Source organism: Mesorhizobium sp. HAY1-8B, assembly GCF_056868045.1.
Window position 1 is genome coordinate 5,196,073 of record NZ_CP200321.1, and the last position, 17,919, is coordinate 5,213,991.

General features: G+C 63.8%; 18 protein-coding genes. 4 read left to right on the forward strand and 14 right to left on the reverse strand.

The window, feature by feature from the left end:
* Nucleotides 1–13: 13 nt before the first annotated feature.
* Nucleotides 14–571, forward strand: a complete 558-nt coding sequence (locus AC1VON_RS24930) for a BA14K family protein (RefSeq protein ID WP_483125205.1) — start codon at nt 14–16, stop codon at nt 569–571.
* A gap of 169 nt (nt 572–740) precedes the next feature.
* Here AC1VON_RS24930 and ilvC read toward each other — a convergent pair whose 3' ends face one another.
* The 3 genes from ilvC to AC1VON_RS24945 all read right to left on the reverse strand — a co-directional run bounded on the left by ilvC (nt 741) and on the right by AC1VON_RS24945 (nt 3,050).
* Nucleotides 741–1,760, reverse strand: coding sequence for a ketol-acid reductoisomerase (ilvC, locus tag AC1VON_RS24935; protein WP_483125206.1), 1,020 nt, complete (start codon nt 1,758–1,760; stop codon nt 741–743).
* A 24-nt stretch (nt 1,761–1,784) separates the two neighbouring features.
* Nucleotides 1,785–2,438, reverse strand: coding sequence for a TetR/AcrR family transcriptional regulator (locus AC1VON_RS24940; protein ID WP_483125207.1), 654 nt, complete (start codon nt 2,436–2,438; stop codon nt 1,785–1,787).
* 153 nt (nt 2,439–2,591) lie between these two features.
* A complete protein-coding gene (locus AC1VON_RS24945) occupies nt 2,592–3,050 on the reverse strand; it encodes a MarR family winged helix-turn-helix transcriptional regulator (protein WP_483125208.1) in 459 nt (152 codons plus the stop codon).
* A 97-nt stretch (nt 3,051–3,147) separates the two neighbouring features.
* Between AC1VON_RS24945 and AC1VON_RS24950 the strand changes: the two genes are divergently transcribed.
* A complete protein-coding gene (locus tag AC1VON_RS24950; RefSeq protein WP_483125209.1) occupies nt 3,148–3,879 on the forward strand; it encodes a glutathione S-transferase family protein in 732 nt (243 codons plus the stop codon).
* A 33-nt stretch (nt 3,880–3,912) separates the two neighbouring features.
* On the opposite strand, the gene AC1VON_RS24955 is transcribed toward AC1VON_RS24950, so the two are convergent.
* Genes AC1VON_RS24955 through AC1VON_RS24965 form a run of 3 tightly spaced genes read right to left on the reverse strand, consistent with a single transcriptional unit; the run spans nt 3,913 to nt 8,508 of the window.
* Nucleotides 3,913–6,723: a CHAT domain-containing protein gene (locus tag AC1VON_RS24955; protein WP_483125210.1), complete on the reverse strand. Its 2,811-nt coding sequence runs from the start codon at nt 6,721–6,723 to the stop codon at nt 3,913–3,915.
* A 34-nt stretch (nt 6,724–6,757) separates the two neighbouring features.
* Complete coding sequence (locus tag AC1VON_RS24960; RefSeq protein WP_483125211.1) at nt 6,758–8,044, reverse strand: FAD-dependent oxidoreductase; 1,287 nt, start codon at nt 8,042–8,044, stop codon at nt 6,758–6,760.
* A 53-nt stretch (nt 8,045–8,097) separates the two neighbouring features.
* The gene (locus AC1VON_RS24965) at nt 8,098–8,508 is read right to left on the reverse strand and encodes a winged helix-turn-helix transcriptional regulator (RefSeq protein WP_172349930.1); all 411 of its coding nucleotides are present in this window, start codon (nt 8,506–8,508) and stop codon (nt 8,098–8,100) included.
* A gap of 134 nt (nt 8,509–8,642) precedes the next feature.
* Between AC1VON_RS24965 and AC1VON_RS24970 the strand changes: the two genes are divergently transcribed.
* On the forward strand, nt 8,643–9,533 hold the full coding sequence (locus tag AC1VON_RS24970) for an SDR family oxidoreductase (RefSeq protein WP_483125212.1): 891 nt from the start codon (nt 8,643–8,645) through the stop codon (nt 9,531–9,533).
* A 34-nt stretch (nt 9,534–9,567) separates the two neighbouring features.
* Here AC1VON_RS24970 and AC1VON_RS24975 read toward each other — a convergent pair whose 3' ends face one another.
* From AC1VON_RS24975 to AC1VON_RS24985, 3 genes are all read right to left on the reverse strand, one after another.
* The gene (locus AC1VON_RS24975; protein WP_483125213.1) at nt 9,568–10,608 is read right to left on the reverse strand and encodes an SDR family oxidoreductase; all 1,041 of its coding nucleotides are present in this window, start codon (nt 10,606–10,608) and stop codon (nt 9,568–9,570) included.
* A gap of 39 nt (nt 10,609–10,647) precedes the next feature.
* Nucleotides 10,648–12,567: a potassium transporter Kup gene (locus tag AC1VON_RS24980; RefSeq protein ID WP_483125214.1), complete on the reverse strand. Its 1,920-nt coding sequence runs from the start codon at nt 12,565–12,567 to the stop codon at nt 10,648–10,650.
* 103 nt (nt 12,568–12,670) lie between these two features.
* Entirely contained in the window at nt 12,671–13,411 is a 741-nt protein-coding gene (locus tag AC1VON_RS24985) for a pyridoxine 5'-phosphate synthase (protein ID WP_483125215.1), read from the reverse strand.
* Between the two features lie 159 nt (nt 13,412–13,570).
* Here AC1VON_RS24985 and AC1VON_RS24990 point away from each other — a divergent pair, with 159 nt between their 5' ends.
* Entirely contained in the window at nt 13,571–13,990 is a 420-nt protein-coding gene (locus tag AC1VON_RS24990; protein WP_483125216.1) for a SpoIIAA family protein, read from the forward strand.
* On the opposite strand, the gene AC1VON_RS24995 is transcribed toward AC1VON_RS24990, so the two are convergent.
* The 5 genes from AC1VON_RS24995 to nthA form a co-directional block, all read right to left on the reverse strand.
* Nucleotides 13,991–15,118, reverse strand: coding sequence for an ATP-dependent DNA helicase (locus AC1VON_RS24995; protein ID WP_140775885.1), 1,128 nt, complete (start codon nt 15,116–15,118; stop codon nt 13,991–13,993).
* 153 nt (nt 15,119–15,271) lie between these two features.
* Complete coding sequence (locus AC1VON_RS25000; protein WP_483125217.1) at nt 15,272–16,201, reverse strand: EamA family transporter; 930 nt, start codon at nt 16,199–16,201, stop codon at nt 15,272–15,274.
* Between the two features lie 92 nt (nt 16,202–16,293).
* On the reverse strand, nt 16,294–16,659 hold the full coding sequence (locus AC1VON_RS25005; protein ID WP_172349917.1) for a nitrile hydratase accessory protein: 366 nt from the start codon (nt 16,657–16,659) through the stop codon (nt 16,294–16,296).
* The gene (gene nthB, locus AC1VON_RS25010) at nt 16,646–17,305 is read right to left on the reverse strand and encodes a nitrile hydratase subunit beta (RefSeq protein WP_483125218.1); all 660 of its coding nucleotides are present in this window, start codon (nt 17,303–17,305) and stop codon (nt 16,646–16,648) included. Before nthB ends, AC1VON_RS25005 begins: the two co-directional genes overlap by 14 nt.
* On the reverse strand, nt 17,302–17,907 hold the full coding sequence (nthA, locus tag AC1VON_RS25015; RefSeq protein WP_483125219.1) for a nitrile hydratase subunit alpha: 606 nt from the start codon (nt 17,905–17,907) through the stop codon (nt 17,302–17,304). The genes nthB and nthA overlap by 4 nt, the downstream gene beginning before the upstream one ends.
* Nucleotides 17,908–17,919 lie beyond the last annotated feature (12 nt).

The following is a 17,919-nucleotide window of genomic DNA, read 5'->3' on the forward strand; positions in this document are numbered from 1 at the left end:
CTTGGAGAGTACAATGAACTCGCTCTTTTCTTCCACCATCAAGTCCGGGCTGATAGCGCTCGGCATTGTCTCCGGCATCACCGCGCCGTCGGCCGCCGGACCGATCCTTCAGCCGAACCTGTCGCTTCCCACCAGCACCGCGGCACCGACGGTCACGCCGGTTCGTGACAGCTGGGCGGGCGGCAACAACAATAACCGTAGCTTCAACAATGACTGGCGCTTGCGCCGGTCGGGCCATTGGAACGGAAACCGGCACTGGAATGGTGGCGGCAACTGGAACGGCGGCGACAACTGGCGCTGGCGCCATGGCCGCCGCCACTACCACGGCGGCTACTATGATGACGGCGCCGCCGCTGCGGTCCTTGGCCTTGGCTTGGGGCTCGGCCTTGGCAGCATGTATAACAACTACGATTACTATGCACCGCCGCCGCGCCGTTATTATCGCGCCGGACGGCTTTCAAACGCCCATGTGCAATGGTGCTACAACCGCTACCGGTCGTATCGCTCCTGGGACAACACGTTCCAGCCCTATAATGGCCCGCGCCAGCAGTGCTACTCGCCTTACAGCTGAGTTTAGCGTGATGCGAAAATGAAAAACGGCGCCACGAGGCGCCGTTTCTGTTTTTGATAGAGCTGACTTCGCCCAGTTCTTTGCCTTGCCGACCAGCTTGTTCTTCGAAATCCCCGCGCTCCCGCAGGGCGAAGCCCGAGGACGCGCAAGGCAAGAAACGTGGATCTGCTCAGTTCTTTGCCTTGTCGACCAGCTTGTTCTTCGAGATCCACGGCATCATCGCGCGCAGCTTGGCGCCGACTTCCTCGATCTGGTGGCTGTCATTCATGCGGCGGATGCCCTTGAAGCGCGACAGGCCGGCACGGTATTCCTGCATCCATTCCGACGTGAACTTGCCGGTTTGGATGTCCTTCAGCACGCGCTTCATCTCGGCCTTGGTCTCGGCGGTGATGATGCGCGGGCCCGAGACATACTCGCCCCACTCGGCGGTGTTCGAGATCGAGTAGTTCATGTTGGCGATGCCGCCTTCATAGATCAGGTCGACGATCAGCTTGACCTCGTGCAGACACTCGAAATAGGCCATTTCCGGCGCGTAGCCGGCTTCCACCAGCGTCTCGAAGCCGGCGCGGATCAGTTCGACCAGGCCGCCGCACAGCACGACCTGCTCGCCGAACAGATCGGTCTCGCATTCCTCGCGGAAATTGGTCTCGATGATGCCGGAACGGCCGCCGCCGACGCCGCAGGCGTAGGAGAGCGCAAGGTCGAGCGCATTGCCCGAAGCGTCCTGGTTGACGGCGACCAGGCACGGCACGCCGCCGCCCTTCTGGTATTCGCCGCGCACCGTGTGGCCCGGGCCCTTCGGCGCGATCATGACGACGTCGACCGAGGCCTTCGGCTCGATCAGGCCGAAATGCACGTTGAGGCCGTGCGCGAAGGCGATCGCGGCACCGTCGCGGATGTTTGGCGCGATCTCGTTCTTGTAGATGTCGGCCTGCAGCTCGTCGGGCGTCGCCATCATCATCAGGTCGGCCCATTTGGCGGCGTCGGCCACGCTCATCACCTTGAGCCCGTCGGCCTCGACCTTCTTGGCGGTCGCCGAACCGGCCTTGAGGCCGATGGCGATCTCCTTGGCGCCGGAATCCTTGAGGTTGAGCGCATGTGCCCGGCCCTGGCTGCCATAGCCGATGATGGCGACCTTCTTGCCCTTGATCAGGTTGAGATCGGCATCACGATCGTAATAAACACGCATTTTGTCTTCCTTCCCGTTTTTAAATCAGAGGCTTTGTGGCCCGGTTTTTGCTCCATGAAGAGCGAGAAACTGCTGCGTCGCCCGCGCGGCATCGCCGCCGATCGCCGCCTCAGTCAATTCCAGCCGGTCGCCGAGCAGCAGGCGGATCTGCACGTCGCGGGCGACCAGCCCGAAAAAGGTACGGAACGCCGTCTCGGCATCCGTGAATTCCAAAAGCCCGGCCTGGCGCCCCGCCTCGAGCACCGGCTTCAGCCGCCTCGCCAGCGCGAAACGGCCGTTCTCCAGCACAACGGCGCCAAGATTGTCCTTGCCCGATCCGGCATGACCGACCGCCACCCGGTTGAGCGCGATCGAGGTGTCGCTGGAGATCACCTTGAGCCAGTCGGAGGCGAAGCGCTCGAGGCTTGCCGTCAGGGAGGCAAGGTCGAGCCCCTTGCCGTCGACCTGCGCCACACGCACCTTGGACGCCTGCCACTGCACGGTTGCCGTCAGCAGCCCGTCACGGTCGCCAAACCACTTGTAGAGCGTTTCCTTGGAACAACTGGCCCGCCGCGCCACGGCGGTCATGGTCAGCTGATCGCCCTCCTCGACCAGCAGCCGCAACGCCGCATCCAGAACGGCCTTCTGCCGCTCCGTCAGCGCCTGGCTGTTGTCGATGTCGGCGTTTGCCAGCAACACGCTTTGTTCCCGTTCAAAGGTAGAGCCCTTGGGGTCACCAGAAGCCGTACCGTACGTTACGGTTCGGCATATTGCGCAATCCGATGCTCGGCGCAAGGGGGATATGACGAAAAATATCCGCAACTATCCGCGCGACGCGCGCAGCGCCTATGCTCAATCGCCGGCAGGCGGATGGCGCAGCCGGCCAAGCAGTGCCGACACCATGTTCAGCTCGTCCGGTGAGAGCCTGGCGCCAACCAGTTCGGCGATCGACCGGCCATAGACGGCCCACATCCGCCGGCGCGTCTCACGTCCCTTGGCCGAGATGCGGATGGTCTGGCCGCGACCGTCATCGGCCACCGGCAGCTTCTCGACCAATCCGTCGGCCTCAAGCCGCGCCAGCAGCCGCGAGATGTTGTACTGCGCGAACAGGGTGCGCTCGATCAACTGAAACGGCCGCAAGCCCCCCTCGCCCGCCTCGGCGAGCTCATGCAGCACGTCGTACCAGGCAAGCGGCGGCAGGCCGCCCTCTTTCAGGGCGTCTTCGGCACGCTCCACCAGTTGGCGCGACACGCGCATCAGGCGAGCCCAGGCCTTGATGGCTTCCGGCGAAGGCGTGGCTTTCTCGGTCATGGCCTACCCTAGGCGATAGATGCAGATGCATCAAGCTTGACGATAAATGCACATGCATCTATATAGATGCAACTGCATCAACGTCGAAAGGCAAATCATGTCCGACATGCTCATCCTCGTCAGCCATCCTCTCTGTCCCTATGTCCAGCGCGCGGCAATCTCGCTGACCGAGAAAGGCGTGCCGTTCGAGCGCGTCGACATCGACCTCGCCGACAAGCCTGTGTGGTTCAAGGCGATCTCGCCGCTCGGCAAGGTGCCGCTGCTGCGCGTGCAGCGAAATGGCGAGGAAACAACAATCTTCGAATCCGCGGTCATCCTCGAATTCCTCGAGGAGACACAGGCCAATCCCCTGCACCCGGCCGACCCCTATACCCGTGCCCGGCACCGTGCCTGGATCGAATACGGCTCGGCCATGCTCAATGCCATCGGCCGGTTCTATTCAGCGCCGACCGAGGCCGGCTTCCTTGCCGAGTCCCGCGCGCTGTCGGGGATGTTCGAGCGCCTCGAGGCCGAACTGGCTGATGGCACCGACCGGAGCGAGCCATGGTTCGCCGGCGACAGCTTCTCGCTCGTCGACGCGGTCTACGGCCCTGTTTTCAGATATGTCGACGCTTTCGACCGGATCGGCGACTTCGGCATCCTGGATGGCAAGCCGCGCGTCCAGGCCTGGCGGAAAGCGCTGAATGATCGATCGTCGATCAGGGACACCGTGGCGCCGGATTATCCGCAACGCCTGCATGCCTTCCTGCAAGCGAAGGGATCTTTCCTGTCGAGCCTCATCCGCCGAAGCGATGCAGCCGGACCATTTGCGTTGGCGCGATCCGCGTGAGCGCCCGCGAGCAATCACTCGCCTTGAGCGGCCTCAGTTCTCGAACATGACAAAGGCGGCCCAGACCCGCGAATCCTGGGCGCCTGATATCTTGCCGTCGCGGGCATCGCGGCGGGTCTGGCGCAGTGCTTCCGGATAGGTCTGTCCGGCGGCAAGATAGTGGTAGAACCCGACCATGAAGGCGGCGGTACCGGCGTCGTCCACCGGCCACAGCGTCAGCAGCGAGCGTTTGGCGCCGGCAATGTTGATTGCCGTAGGCAGACCGCGCAAGCCGCCGACGAATGTCTCCTGGCCGCGCGCCGTCTCACAGGCGGACAGGACAAGCAGGTCGAGCCCCGACAGATCCCAGTTCGTCAGTTCCATGCCATAGAGCCGACCGTCCTCATCGTCACGTTTCATCGACTGCCGGTCTCCGGCTTGCGACAGCACGACCTGGCTCTGCCAAAGGGCGTTCACACCGCCCACGCCGCCCTCTTTTTCGTCACGGTAGGCGCCGTGGGTGGCCAGATGCGCGACCGTCGCCTGCTCCATATCCTCGCGCAACGTCCGCTCGCTGGCCGCCGTTCCGGTCAGCATTTGGACCGAATAGTCATCGGCGCGCAGGATCGAGGCGATCGCATCCACCTCCTTGCGGGTGCCCGGTAACGGCTCCGCCCCCTTTTCCGGACCTCGCGCATAATCCAGCCCGCCGGCCAGCAGGGCTCTGCCGGTCTTGGGAAGACTCTGGTCGACGCTGGCGTTCAGCAGCGATTCCGGCCGCGTCAGCATGCGCACGGCGAAGTGGTCATCAAGCGTTGCGCCCTTGCCGTCCTGCAGCAGCGGGAACGGCACCGAAAACAGTTTGCCGTCCGGCACCACGAAGAGCGTGTCGGCGCCACCGAGTGACGGCTCCAGCGGTGCGATCAGACCGGCATAAAGCCCCGTGAATGTGGCGTTCAGGTCGACCAACGTCACGGCGCCGCGCTCCTGCGCGGAACGCGTCGACCTCAGATTTGCCATGCGTGTTTCGCGAGCGGCCGGGATGAGCCGGCGCGGATCGCCGAGATCGTAGAGGCGCGGCTGCTGGTCCTTGCGTGTGACGATCGCATAGAGGCGCTCGTCTTCCAGCGGTTCGGCGCTCTCCCGATCCGCCCGCCACTTGCGGGTGATGAAGTAGTCGATCAGCGCCTGATTGGGCTTCAGCAAGGTGCCGGCCGACGGGAGGGGTTTGTCCACCAGACCCTGGCTGAAACTGTACTTGGCCATGACTTTGGCGATGGCTTTTTGGTACGCCGCCTCAACCTGGTCGGGCTGCACCGCTCCCGGATCATCGGAGCTGTCACCGCTGGAAGCCGCCTCTTGATAGGCCAGGGACAGCTGGATCCCTGCCTCGATCAAGTGCCGTGTCTCCAAATCGTTCGGATCGATCAAGCGGGATAGCCTGCGCAACAGATCGCGTTTTTCATTCTCAAGCGTCGGCCAGCGGCGCACGGCTTCAGCAAACGCCGACACCACCGGCGCATTGTCTTTTGCGAGGCGCGCATAGTCGTAAAGCATGTCGTCGGCCAAGGCGCGGCTGGCCTCGGCAACGACGGGATTGCCAGATGTGCTCACCTGGAACCAATTCCAACGCAGCATGTCATCGTCGAGAGCAGCGAAATCGGCGGCCGCGGCGGCAGGATTCCTCCTTGCCTTGAGATTGGCCATCGCCTGGCGCGCGGCAAATGTCAGCGGATGCACCACCCCGTAAGTCGATCCGGCGACGCTGTAGGCCCGTTCGAGTTGGGCCATACTGCTTTCGGTGTCGCCCGCGGTGGCAAAATGCGCGGCCAGCAGGTTGGCGATCTTGATCGCCAGTATCTCGGGATAATTCGGGTCGGTGGTCAGTTGCCGCAGCTGTGCCAGCGTTGGCCGATCGAGCGGCTGCGCACCAGAGAGCACCCTGGTATAGAGCATCCAAGCATCGGCCTGTTCGACCAGATTGCCTTCCTGCTTGAGATCGACGGCAATGTCCCGGTCCTGCTGGAAGTGGCGCAAGGCCTCGTCGTATTTGCCAAGGTCCAGATAGTCCTGCGCGGTGTTGTTGGCGCTGACCAAAACGTTGAAGTGGTCCGGGCCGTAGTAGCCGATACGCTTCTCCAGCACGGCCAGATCATATTGCAGGGCGCGTGTCGGAGCTCCCATCTGGCGCAGCATGTCGGCCAGATTGTTCTGCAGTTTCCAGATGAAACGATCATCGGTACCTGTCACCTGCTCGGCCAACTTCAGATTGCGCTGCTCGATATTGATGGCTGAAGCGATTTGACCGAACGCCGCGACCCCGGTCGCCAACACATCGTTGGCATACAGGAGTTCCTGCGACTCCTTGCCGTGATAGTGGGCGTATAAATTGGTGGCTGTCGCGCACATCGACACGAAGCCCTGATAATCCTTTTCCGCCTGCTTCAGCATAGCGTAGTTGAGATAAAAGTCGGCGCGCTTGGCGACATCCTGCTGCATCGCCCTCGTCTTCAGGCCCTCGGCAAAAATCGCCTCGGCATCGTCGAGGATCTGGTTGTTGAGGAAAGTCGCGCCCGCGTTCGAGTAACTCTCCACGGTGAATTCGTAGAGGTCGCTTCTGGCGGTGGCGAGCAGCGCTGCCCGCAATTGCGCATAGCCTTCGTCGAACCGTCCCGCGTCCATCATCAGTCTGTAAGCCGCGTCGATGCGGGCGGTCAGCGTTGCCTGGCTGTCCGATGGTTGCTGTTGGCCGGACTGGCTTGTCGTCTGGGCGTATGCCTTCGGCATAGGCAGCGCGACGATCAACATCGCCAGCATCGAAGCCGCAACGCGGATCAGACCTCTCGGTCCTCTGGCTATGGACATCACTGTGTTCACGCGGATCGGCCTGGCGAAAACTCTATGATGCTGTCGTACCATGACCTGGATTTTGTCCGAAATCCCATCGCGCTTCCGTCAACCCTGCCGGCCTGAACGGATCGATCACCGTGCCGGCGACCATTGAGGCCAGAAGCTGCGGTGCCGGCGGGATCTTTGCGATGGTCGCCACCAGCCTGTCGCGGATGAAGGGCAGCGCCACGGAATCCGATTGGTAGAATGGCGTGAACGCCAGCGACAGCGCCTGGAAGACACGCACGTGCCATCGCCGCGCCCTGGCATAGGCCTCAAGTGCTGCCTCGACGCTCTGCGTGCGTGCCAGCGCATGGCTGAGCGCCGCCGCGTCGAGCAGCGCCATGTTGGCTCCTTGTCCGAGCTGCGGGCTGGTCGAATGCGCGGCATCGCCGATGACGGCCAATCTTCGGCCGACCGGCAGCTTCATCGTGTGATGGCCGTAGCGGGCCAGTGACAGCTGGTCGAAACTGTAGATCTGGCGGGTGAACGCTTCGCTTTGCGGCCATAGCCGCACCAGCCTCTCCTTCCAGGCGTCGAGGCCGGCAGCGCGCACCGCATCGGCATCATCAGGCTTCAGGCTCCAGAAGAAGGCCGCCATTTTTTCGGCACCGGGCTCCGGCCGGCCGATCGGCAGCACGCCGATCATCACGCTGGCCTTGTCGTAACGCTGCAAGAGCGCGTGCTCGTCAAAGCCTTCGCCGCGCCAGCCGAGCGATGCCCAGAACGCGCCATAGGTGAGTGGCCGTGGCGCGCCTGCATTGCCGGCGCGCTGCCGCAGTTTCGAGCGCGAACCGCTGGCGTCGACGACCAGATCGAATGGCCCTGCCCTTCGTCCATTGCCTCGGATCAGCGTTGCCCCCTCTCCGGCCTCCGCGGTCTCGATCTCGACGCCGGTCTCGATGGCGATCGCCTCGCGCCGGGCGGCGCGAAAGAGCGTGCCGAACAGCGCAGCCCGGTGCACCGCCAGGCCAAAACGGCGGCCGCGCCGGGCATCATAGCGAACGTCGAGCACGGTGCGGCCGGTCGAGGCATCGGCGCCATGCAGCCGGTCGATGCGGGCGCCGAGCGCCAGTATGTCGTCGAGCAGGCCGAGATCGGCCAGAACCGTCAACCCGGTCGGCTGCAGGATCAGTCCGGAGCCAACCGGCTTCGGTTCCTCGAAGCGCTCGAAGACGGTGACCCTGTGCCCGGCCCGCTTGAGATAAAGCGCCATGGCCAGCCCCGCCGGGCCGGCGCCTGCAATTGCGATGTCGTAGGAAATGCCGATGCCCCCAAGCCGAACTGGCCGGGACAATCCTTCAGCCGCTGTGCGAAATCAAGTCGCGGCGCCTAGCTCTGTCCGGCTGTTCAAGCCTGTGTTGCGTCGAAGCCGGCCCGTGCCGCGCGCACCGCATCATGGTTGAATTCCGCCCACTGCAACAAATGCCGCAATGCGTCGAACATCGACCGCCCGAGATCGGTGAGACTATATTCGACGCTCGGCGGCTTGGTCGGGAACACTTCGCGATGCACGTAGCCGTCGCGCTGCAGATCGTAGAGCGTCTGGGTCAGCATGCGCTGCGAGATATCGGGAACCAGCCGCCGCAACTCGCCGAAGCGGTAGGGCTGCTCGGCCAGCGCCGCCATCAACAGCGAACTCCACTTGCCATTGAGTCCCTGGATGACGTCGCGGACCGGGCAATCGGCAAGATTGCCGCCGTCGGTCATGGCTTTGTAGATGTCGAGTTTGGATTTCAGATTGATGATCTTGCTGTCCACGGCTGGTTCCCTGCCTGTGCCTACCTCCCCAAAAACTGCCTTCTTTACGGCACCGGGTCAATTCCTATTTTAGTGCTGGTCTCTTTTTGAGACCAGCAACCGAACCGCCTTTCGGCGCAATGTCAGGATTCCCCATGACTGCAACCCTTCTCGTCACCGGCGCTTCCGGCCAGCTCGGCCGCGGCGTCATCAACCACCTGCTGGACACATTCAAGATACCGGCGGGCCGGATCATCGCCACCACGCGCACGCCCGCCAACCTTGCGGACCTTGCAGCGCGCGGGGTCACCATCCGCCAGGCCGACTTCGATGACACGGCGTCGCTGCCAAAAACCTTCGAAGGCGCCGACCGGGCGCTCATCATCTCGACCAACGAGTTGGCGATCCAGGGAAAGCGTCGCGAGCAGCAACTGGCGGCGGTCGCCGCTGCCAGAAAGGCAGGTGTCAAGCATCTGCTCTACACCTCCTTGCCCAACACTGAGCCGGGCTCGCCGGTCCTCTTCGCGCCTGACCACTACGATACCGAGCAGGCGATCAAGGCGAGCGGCATCCCCTACACGATCTTCCGCAATGGCTGGTACGACGAGAACCTCTTTATGGCGATGCCGCAGATTCTGGCGTCGGGCCAATGGTATACGTCCGCGGGCGACGGCGCCATTTCCTATGGAGCGCGCGACGATCTCGCCGCGGCCATAGCCGCGGGGCTGGCCTCGCAAACCGTTGAGAGCAAGACCTACACGCTGACCGGCCCCAAGGCCTATACGACAGCCGAGGTCGCCGCGCTTGTCACTGAAGCCACCGGCAAGCCGATCCAGGTCGTCCAGCTCTCCGATGAAGCACTGACCGACGGCATGAAGGCCGCTGGGCTTCCCGAGCCGATCGCCAAGCTTCTGGTGTCCTTCGACGCCGCCGCGCGCGCCGGCGACCTTGGCATGGTGACGGATTCGGTCGAGACGCTTTCCGGCCGAAAGTCGGTACCGCTGAAGCAGTTCCTGGAAGCCAACAAAGCCGCGCTGGCTGGTTGAAACCAGAGCGGTGGGAGGTCACCCTCCCGCCGCGCTACTTCGATGTCTTGAGCAGGCCGAGCCGGACCAGGCTCTCGCCTGTGGCAGCCAGCGCGTCTTCGCGCGAGCGCGGCGCCCAGCCGAGCACACGCACGGCCTTGGCGTTGGTGGCATTCTTGACCTTGCCCAGTTCCGTCACCAGTTGCGCGGCTTCGGCGTTGAACAATCCGACGATCCGCACCAGCCAATCGGGAAGCTGCCTCGTCGAGACGCGCGACGCCGCATCGCCGAGCCGCGTCTTCACGGTCTGCGCGATTTCCCGCACGGTCATGAAGTCGCCTGATACCGCCAAGAAGCGCTCGCCTTTGGCCGCTGGATTGATCATGGCACGCACATGCAGGTCGGCCACATCGCGTGCGTCGACGACGCCGAAGGACAGACGCGGCAACCCCGGCACGGCGCCGTTCATCATACGCTGGACAAATTCAGTGGACGTCGAATGGTCGGCGCCGAGAACCGGTCCGAAGATGCCGACCGGATTGACGACCGCCAACTCCAGCCTGCCGCCCTCGGCGGCGATGAAATCCCAGGCCGCCCGCTCGGCAAGCGTCTTCGACTTCACATAGGCGCTGACCTTGGCCGTCGGATCGGTCCAGCTTTCTTCGGTGAAAGGCCGGCCGTCTGGCGGCATCTTGCCATAGCCGATCGCCGCGAAGGACGAGGTCAGCACGACGCGTTTGACACCAGCGTCCCGCGCCGCACGCAGCACCCGCAGCGCACCCTCGCGAGCCGGGATGATCAGATCATCCTCATGCTTGGGCACACCAGGCGGAAATGGCGAGGCGACATGGAGTACATAGTCGCAACCGGCGACGGCTTGCGGCCAGCCTGCGTCGCTCGTGAGGTCGGCGATGGCAAAGGACAGCCTGTCGCCCGGCTCGATGCCGCCGGCCTTGAGCATGTCCAGCACATCGGCTTCCCGCTTGGCGGAGCGCACCGTGGTGCGTACGCGGTTGCCGGCCTTCAGGAGTTCAAGGATACAGTGGGCGCCGAGGAAACCCGATCCGCCGGTGACAAGCACCAATTCGCCGCTCATGCCCGCCCTCCACCAGGTTAGGTCGAGGCGATCAGGTCGTCAGATCGCCACCTGCGTACCGATTTCCACCACGCGTCCGGTCGGGATCTGGAAATATTCGGTCGCGTCGGCGGCCGTGCGCGCCAGGCCGATGAACAGCCGGTCCTGCCACACCGGCATGCCGGAGTTGGGCGATGCCTTGAGCGACCGGCGCGACAGGAAGAAGGACGTCGTCATGATGTCGAACTTCCAGCCCTGCTTGCGGCAGATCGCCAGCGCGCGCGGAATATTGGGCTGTTCCATGTAGCCGAACGTCAGCGTCACCCGCATGAACAGTTCGTTGACGGTCTCCATCTTGACCCGGTCGCTATCGGGCACCACCGGCTGCGGCGCCGTCACCACCGAAAGGATGACGTTCTGCTCATGCAGCACCTTGTAGTGCTTCAGGCTGTGCATAAGCGCTGTCGGCGCGCTGAGCGGATCGCTGGTCAGGAACACCGCGGTGCCCGACACCAGCTGCGGTTTCTTCTTCAACAGATTGCCGGCGAGGAAATCGAGCGGGATCTCGTTGCGGCGGGTCTTGTCGAACAGGTAGCGGCTGCCGCGCACCCAGGTCCACATGGCTGTGACAATGGTGAAGGCCACCGCCAGCGAGGCCCAGCCACCCTCGAACACCTTGACGATGTTGGAAGCGAAGAAGCCGACATCGATGAAGGCAAACAGTGCGGTCATCGCGACGGCAACCCACAACCGCCATTTCCAGATGCGGGTCATCACGACGTAGAGCAGCACCGTCGTCACCAGCATGTTGCCGGTCACCGATATGCCGTAGGCCGAAGCCAGCTTGCTGGACTTGCCGAACCCGACCACCAGCATCATCACCACCAGCGCCAGCAACAGGTTGACGCGCGGCATGTAGATCTGGCCGGATTGTCTTTCCGAGGTGTGCAGGATTTCGAGCCGCGGCAGCATGTTGAGCTGCACCGCCTGCCTGGTCAGCGAGAATGCGCCCGAAATCACCGCCTGGCTGGCGATGACCGTCGCCGCAGTCGCCAGCACCACCATCGGTATCAGCGTCCAGCCCTCGTTCATCTCGAAGAACGGATGGCCGACCACGCCGTTCTTGGCCAGCACGAAGGCACCCTGCCCGGCATAGTTGAGCAGCAGGCAGGGAAACACGACCGACAGCCAGGCCAGCACGATCGGCTTGCGGCCGAAATGGCCGAGATCGGCATAGAGCGCCTCGGCGCCGGTGACGGCGAGGAAGATGGCGCCGATGGTGACGAAGGCAACGTCGGGCGAATGGATCAGGAAGGCGACGATATAGTGCGGGCTGACCGCCCACAGGATCTCCGGATCGGCGATGATGTGCTTGAGGCCGGACAGGCCGATAGCCAGGAACCACACAGCGGTGATCGGGCCGAAGATAAGCGCCACGCCGCCGGTGCCGAATCGCTGCACGGAAAACAGGATCGCCAGGATGACCAGCGTCAGCGGCACGACATAGGGCTGGAAGGTGGGCGTGACGACATTCATGCCCTCGACCGCCGACAGCACCGAAATCGCCGGCGTGATGACGGCGTCGCCGAAAAACAGCGAGGCGCCGACGATGCCGATGCCGAGGATGACCGCCGAGCGCTTCGGGAAACTGCCGCGCGCCAGCGCCATCAGCGACAGCACGCCGCCCTCGCCGCGGTTGTCGGCGCGCAGCACGAACATGATGTACTTGATGGTGACGATGATCGTCAGCGACCAGATGATCAGCGACAACACACCGAGAATATCGCCACGATCGGCGACTTCACCGCCCGACGACGCCACCAGGGCCTCGCGGAAAGCATAGATCGGGCTGGTGCCGATATCGCCATAGACAACGCCAAGCGCGCCCAGCATCAACACCTTGGTGCTGTGCTGCTCGATTTCCGGATGGCTCGATTGTTCGACGGGTTCTGCCTCACTACCAGTATTGGCAAGGGCCATGGACGACACTCCGATAAGCGCGCGGTGCTCTACGCTTGCTGCGATGCAATATCAAGTACCGTCACGTTATGGCTGCCATGCCTGGTACGCGAGGCTGCCATCATTACCACCCACAAGCCCTAAGAAATCGACCCACCGTGCCGGCCATGCCATACTCCAACGCGTCGGCTGTCAACCCATGTCCGATTGACACTTCGGCCAATGCCGGAATGCGCTTCGCCAGAGCGGGTAGATTGCCCACCGTCAGATCGTGCCCGGCATTGACCTGGAGACCGGCCGCAGATGCAGCATCGGCTGTTTTCCCTAATCTTTCCAGCTCGTTGGCGGCCTTTGCGGAATCGGAATGGTAGCTGCCATAAGGGCCAGTATAGAGCTCAATCCGGTCGGCGCCGGTATCGCGCGCGGCCGCGATGCCGGCGGGATCGGCGTCGGAGAACAGCGACACCCTGAAACCACCCTTCTTCAAGCGCTTGACGATTGGTGTCAGGAACGCCGCATCGGCGGCGAAGTTCCAGCCATGGTCGGAGGTTGCCTGTGCCGGGTCATCGGGAACCAGCGTCACCTGTTCGGGCTGGTGCTTTTCCACAAGCGTCAGGAAATCCTCGCTCGGATAGCCCTCGATGTTGAATTCGGCCTGCGGGAACTCGTCGTCGATCAGCGCCCGGATCTCCGGCAGGTCGGAATGCCGCGTGTGACGTTCGTCGGGACGCGGATGGACGGTCAGCCCATGCGCTCCGGCGGCAAGCGCGAGCCGGCCGATGCCGATCACGCTGGGCCACGGCAAGTCGCGCCGGTTGCGCAGCATGGCGATGGCGTTGAGGTTGACGGAAAGCTTTGCGGGCATGGGCTGGTGTCCGTGAAACAGGCGGGTTGACGGCGCGCCACAACCATCCGTTCAGCCTCGGCGCGCTTGAGACCGGCATCTATAGCGTCTTTGGCGGGAACAGATAGGGCTTTCCAGTGTTCCAGAAGACCAACTCTGTTCCGTCAAAGGAGGCCCGCCGTGAATTTCCTGCAATCCGTGCCGGCGATCCGTCGCATCGACACCAGTCGCGACGAACTGTTCGCAATCGATGTGGTCGGGCATGTCTCGGCGGCCGATGCGGAAAACCTGTTCGGCCTGCTGGAAGCGGCCTACGCGCTCCATCAGCGAATCGACGTGGCTGTGCGCATGGTCGATCACGACGGCGTCGACTGGGCCGACATCTCCGACGAGACCCTCAAACTGGGCGCCCTCCATGCACTGGAGCATATAGGCCGCTGCGCGGCGATCGGCGCACCGGACTGGACGCCGGACGCACGGCACGCCTTGCCCGCGTCGTCACCCATCGAATTCAGGCATTTCAAGGCCGAGGATGAGGAAGAGGCCTGGGAATGGCTCGGCGCCAGGCACGTCGGCGTGCGGGAAAAGTCGTCGTCGTAGCTACCTGACGATGGTCAGCCGTTCGGCTGCCCGGGTTATCGCGGTATAAAGCCAGCGCTGGCGGGTTTCCTTGAAGGCCCAGCTCTCGTCGAACAGCACGATCTCGTTCCACTGCGAGCCCTGCGCCTTGTGTACGGTCAGCGCATAACCATAGTCGAAGTCATCGAAGCGCTTCTTCTGCTGCCATGGGATATCGGCGTCGGGATCCTCGAACGCCGCCTTGAGAAGCTTGATCTTGGCGACGCCGCGGTCGGGATCGTCCTCTTCGGGCGAAACCAGCAGGTTGATGCCGGGCTTCACCGTCTCGCGCGACGAGGTCATCACCTTCCACAGCGAGCCATTGAGCAGCCCCTTGGCGGGATCGTTGCGCAGGCAGACCAGCTTGTCGCCGGCTTGGGGATAGTCGGCATTGAAGCCTTTGAGCTCACGCAGACGCTGGTTGTAGCGGCGGCGCGTGCGGTTGGTGCCGACAAGGACCTGGTCCGCCCTCAGCACCAGCTCCTGGTTGACGTCTTCCTTGCCGATCACCTGCGCCGTGCCATAGTCGCCGCGCATGAATTCGCGGCCTTCGCGCACGTCGAGCGCCAAGCGCAGGATCGGATTGTCACGCGCCTGCCGGTGGATTTCGGTGAGCAGGAAATCGGGCTCGTGATCGGTGAAGAAGCCGCCGCCGGAAATCGGCGGCAACTGGCCGGGGTCGCCCAGTACCAGGATCGGCGTGCCGAAACTCATGAGGTCGCGGCCGAGCTGCTCGTCGACCATCGAGCATTCGTCGATGACGACCAGCTTGGCGCGCGAGATCGGGCTCTGCCGGTTGAGCGAGAAGGTCGGCGACATCGAGGTCTTGCCGGTGACCTCGTCCTCGACCGATTCCTCGCCCTTGGGCCTGTAGATCAGCGAATGGATGGTCCGGGCATTGACCGCCCCCTTGGAGCGCAGCACCTGGGCCGCCTTCCCGGTGAAGGCGGCGAATTGCACCTGGCCGTCGACATGTTCGGCAAAATAGCGTGCCAGCGTGGTCTTGCCGGTGCCGGCATAGCCGAACAGCCGGAACAGCTGCGGCTTGCCGGCTTGCAGCCAGCGGGCAACCGCCTGCAGCGCCTCGTCCTGTTGGGGTGAGAATTCCATCAGTGCGACAGACCGGATTCGCAAGCGAAACACAAGACAGCCGCCAATCGACTGCCGTCAATGACGCACCGCGCGCCTCCGACGGTTGAGGCTATCAGGCGCATACGAGAACGTAAAGAGAACAAAAAGCAGGCGCGCGGCTCGTCGTTGCTGTCAGCAGAGCGCAATCAAGGCTGTGCCGGCGAAGGCGAGCACTGCCCCCGCCCAGGCCGGCGCCGGCGGCCTGTAGCCGCTGCGCAGCCACACCATCGGCAACACCAGCACCGGCGACAGTGATGACAATGTCGAGACGATGCCGACCTTGCCGCCGGCCAATGCGGCCATTATGAGCGACATGCCCATGCCCGTGCCGATCAGCGCGCCGCCAATGCCGATGCCGAGTGTTCGCGCCGATGGCTGGGAGCGCTTCGCAACGCCAGGCAGCGGAACCACCAGCAGCAACAGGAACAGTGCGGCCGACACGCCGGTCCGGATCGCCATCGCCGGGAACGGGTTGACACCCGACGCCATGACGGGACGCGCGACCAGCGCGCCGGCGGCCTGCCCCAATGCCGCAATCAGCCCAAAGACGAGACCGACAGGCAAGGTCATCTGTCGTCCCGGCAGCGCCGGCGTTTCGATGGGCGGTGTCGGGAAGATGCCTTCCGGCTGAACTTTGGCGGGGCGCCCGAACAGGATGGCGAGCACGATGCCCGCGATGACCAGCGCCACGCCAGTCAGTTTCACCGGACCGACCGTCTCGCTCAGGAACACGTAGCCCATGATCAGGGCAAAGGGCGAAGTCAACGAGAAGACCAGCAGCGCCAGACGCGGCCCGAGCGCGAATATCGACGAGATATAGGCGGATGAGGCAACGAAGATCCCGAACACGCCGGACGCCGCAAGATAGGCAACCTGCCACGGAACGAGCCCGCCCCAGCCGCCCAGCACCGTTGCCGCGATGGCAGTGGCAACGGTCACCGCGAGCGTCTGCAGCCGCGTCAGGGTCAGGGCATCGATCCGGCCGACCAGCTCACCGGCGAGCATGCCGCTTGTGGCTATGCACAGGGCCGCGCCGATCGAGAGAATTTCCGACAGGTACATTCATTCTCTTTTGGGTAGAGGGCGGCTTTCGAGGCGGATGGCTGCCATCGCTCAGGCGGAGGCGAGGATTTGGCGGGGGCCTGGACATCCGCTCACGTCGCGGTTTGGAACTCCGGGTCGTTCTCGAGCAGGATCGGCCTGCCGTGAGGCGTGGCGTGCGCGGCGCGCTCCCAGGCTTCGGCCATCGCGTCGACATCGGATTTGGCGGCCAATCCCTTCGAGGCCAGAAGCCGTTCCAGTGCTGCCAGCCAATGCTCGTAATAGTCATGGCCGTCGGTTGCCGCACTTGGCCTCTTCACCTCCGCCGATAGTGCATCGGCCCATTCGCCCCACGAAAACAGTCCCTTGTCGTGCAGCGCCACCGTCATGGCGAACGCCTCGGCCTGCCAGGGTTCGGCGAAAACAGGCGCGTCGAGGCCAACGGGCAAATCGGCGGCGATCCCGTCAGGCCGGCTCAAGATAGCTCTCCCAGGCGTCGATCGAGACAACAAGCGTCGGATCGGCACCCTCGCCCCAGATCTCCATGCCGTCGAAAACCACCGTATAGACCCATTGCGGATTCTCGCCTTGCCCGTGCGCGTTGGTGTCGGGAAAGACGAAGCCTTCGCGCACCGCCTCGATCTTGCCCAGCTTGCCGCGCGCATAGCGCGGCAGCCGCGTGTGACCGGTGGGATTGAAATTCTTCGTCCGCACGTGCTGGCCGGCCTTGAACCGCGCCGGCGATGCAACGGGCCGGTCGCAGGGACCACCCTTGGCCAGCACCGCCGGCACGTTTTCCGCCTTCAGCACCCGCTTCGGGGTCGCCGCCGCATCGATCGCCTCGCCCGCCTCGAGATCGCGTTCGCTGACGAAACCATGGCGCTTGAGCAAGGTCTCCAGCGCCTTGATCCAGATCTGATAGTAGCTGGAACCATAGTAATCGGCCGGATGCAGCGATTCCCGCGCATGCCGGCTCTCATCGATATTCCAGGCTCCCATGGCGCCGGCGCAAAGCGTCACGCCGAGCGCCCGCCTTTCCCAGGCAGCGTGGAAATAGGGTTCGTCCTTTTCGGGCGCGACCGGGCCGAACCCCATCTGCCCGCCGAGATCCTGCGGTCCGTTCATGCCGGTTCTTTCGCCAGGGCGGTGCCGATCATTGCATCGCGGCTCACCAGATCGGCCAGTTGCTCCTCGCTCCAGCCCTGGGTACCGTCCGGCCGCATCGGCACCACGAGATAGCGCAGCTCCGCCGTCGAATCCCAGACGCGTATCTTGGTTGCGGCCGGCAACGCCAGCCCGAATTCCTCGAGCACACCACGCGGATCGATGACAGCCCGCGACCGATAGGGCGGCGCCTTGTACCAGACAGGCGGCAGGCCGAGTACCGACCATGGATAGCAGGAGCACAGCGTGCAGACGACGAGGTTGTGGGTGTCGCTGGTGTTGAACACCGCCTGCATGTGCTCGCCCTGGCGGCCGGTATAGCTCAGCGATTCGATCGCCGCCGTCGCGTCGCGCTTCAGCCAGTCGGCATAGGCGGGATCGTTCCATGCCTTGGCCACCACCCTTGCGCCGTTGCGGGGGCCGATCTTGGTCTCGTAGGTATCGACGATGACGTCGATCGCCGCCGGATCGATCAGTCCCTTGCGGGTCAGGATGGTTTCCAGGGCCCGCACGCGGGCGGCAAACGGATCGAGTTCGTTGTCGTGGTCATGATCATGGGACATGGCCGTAAATTA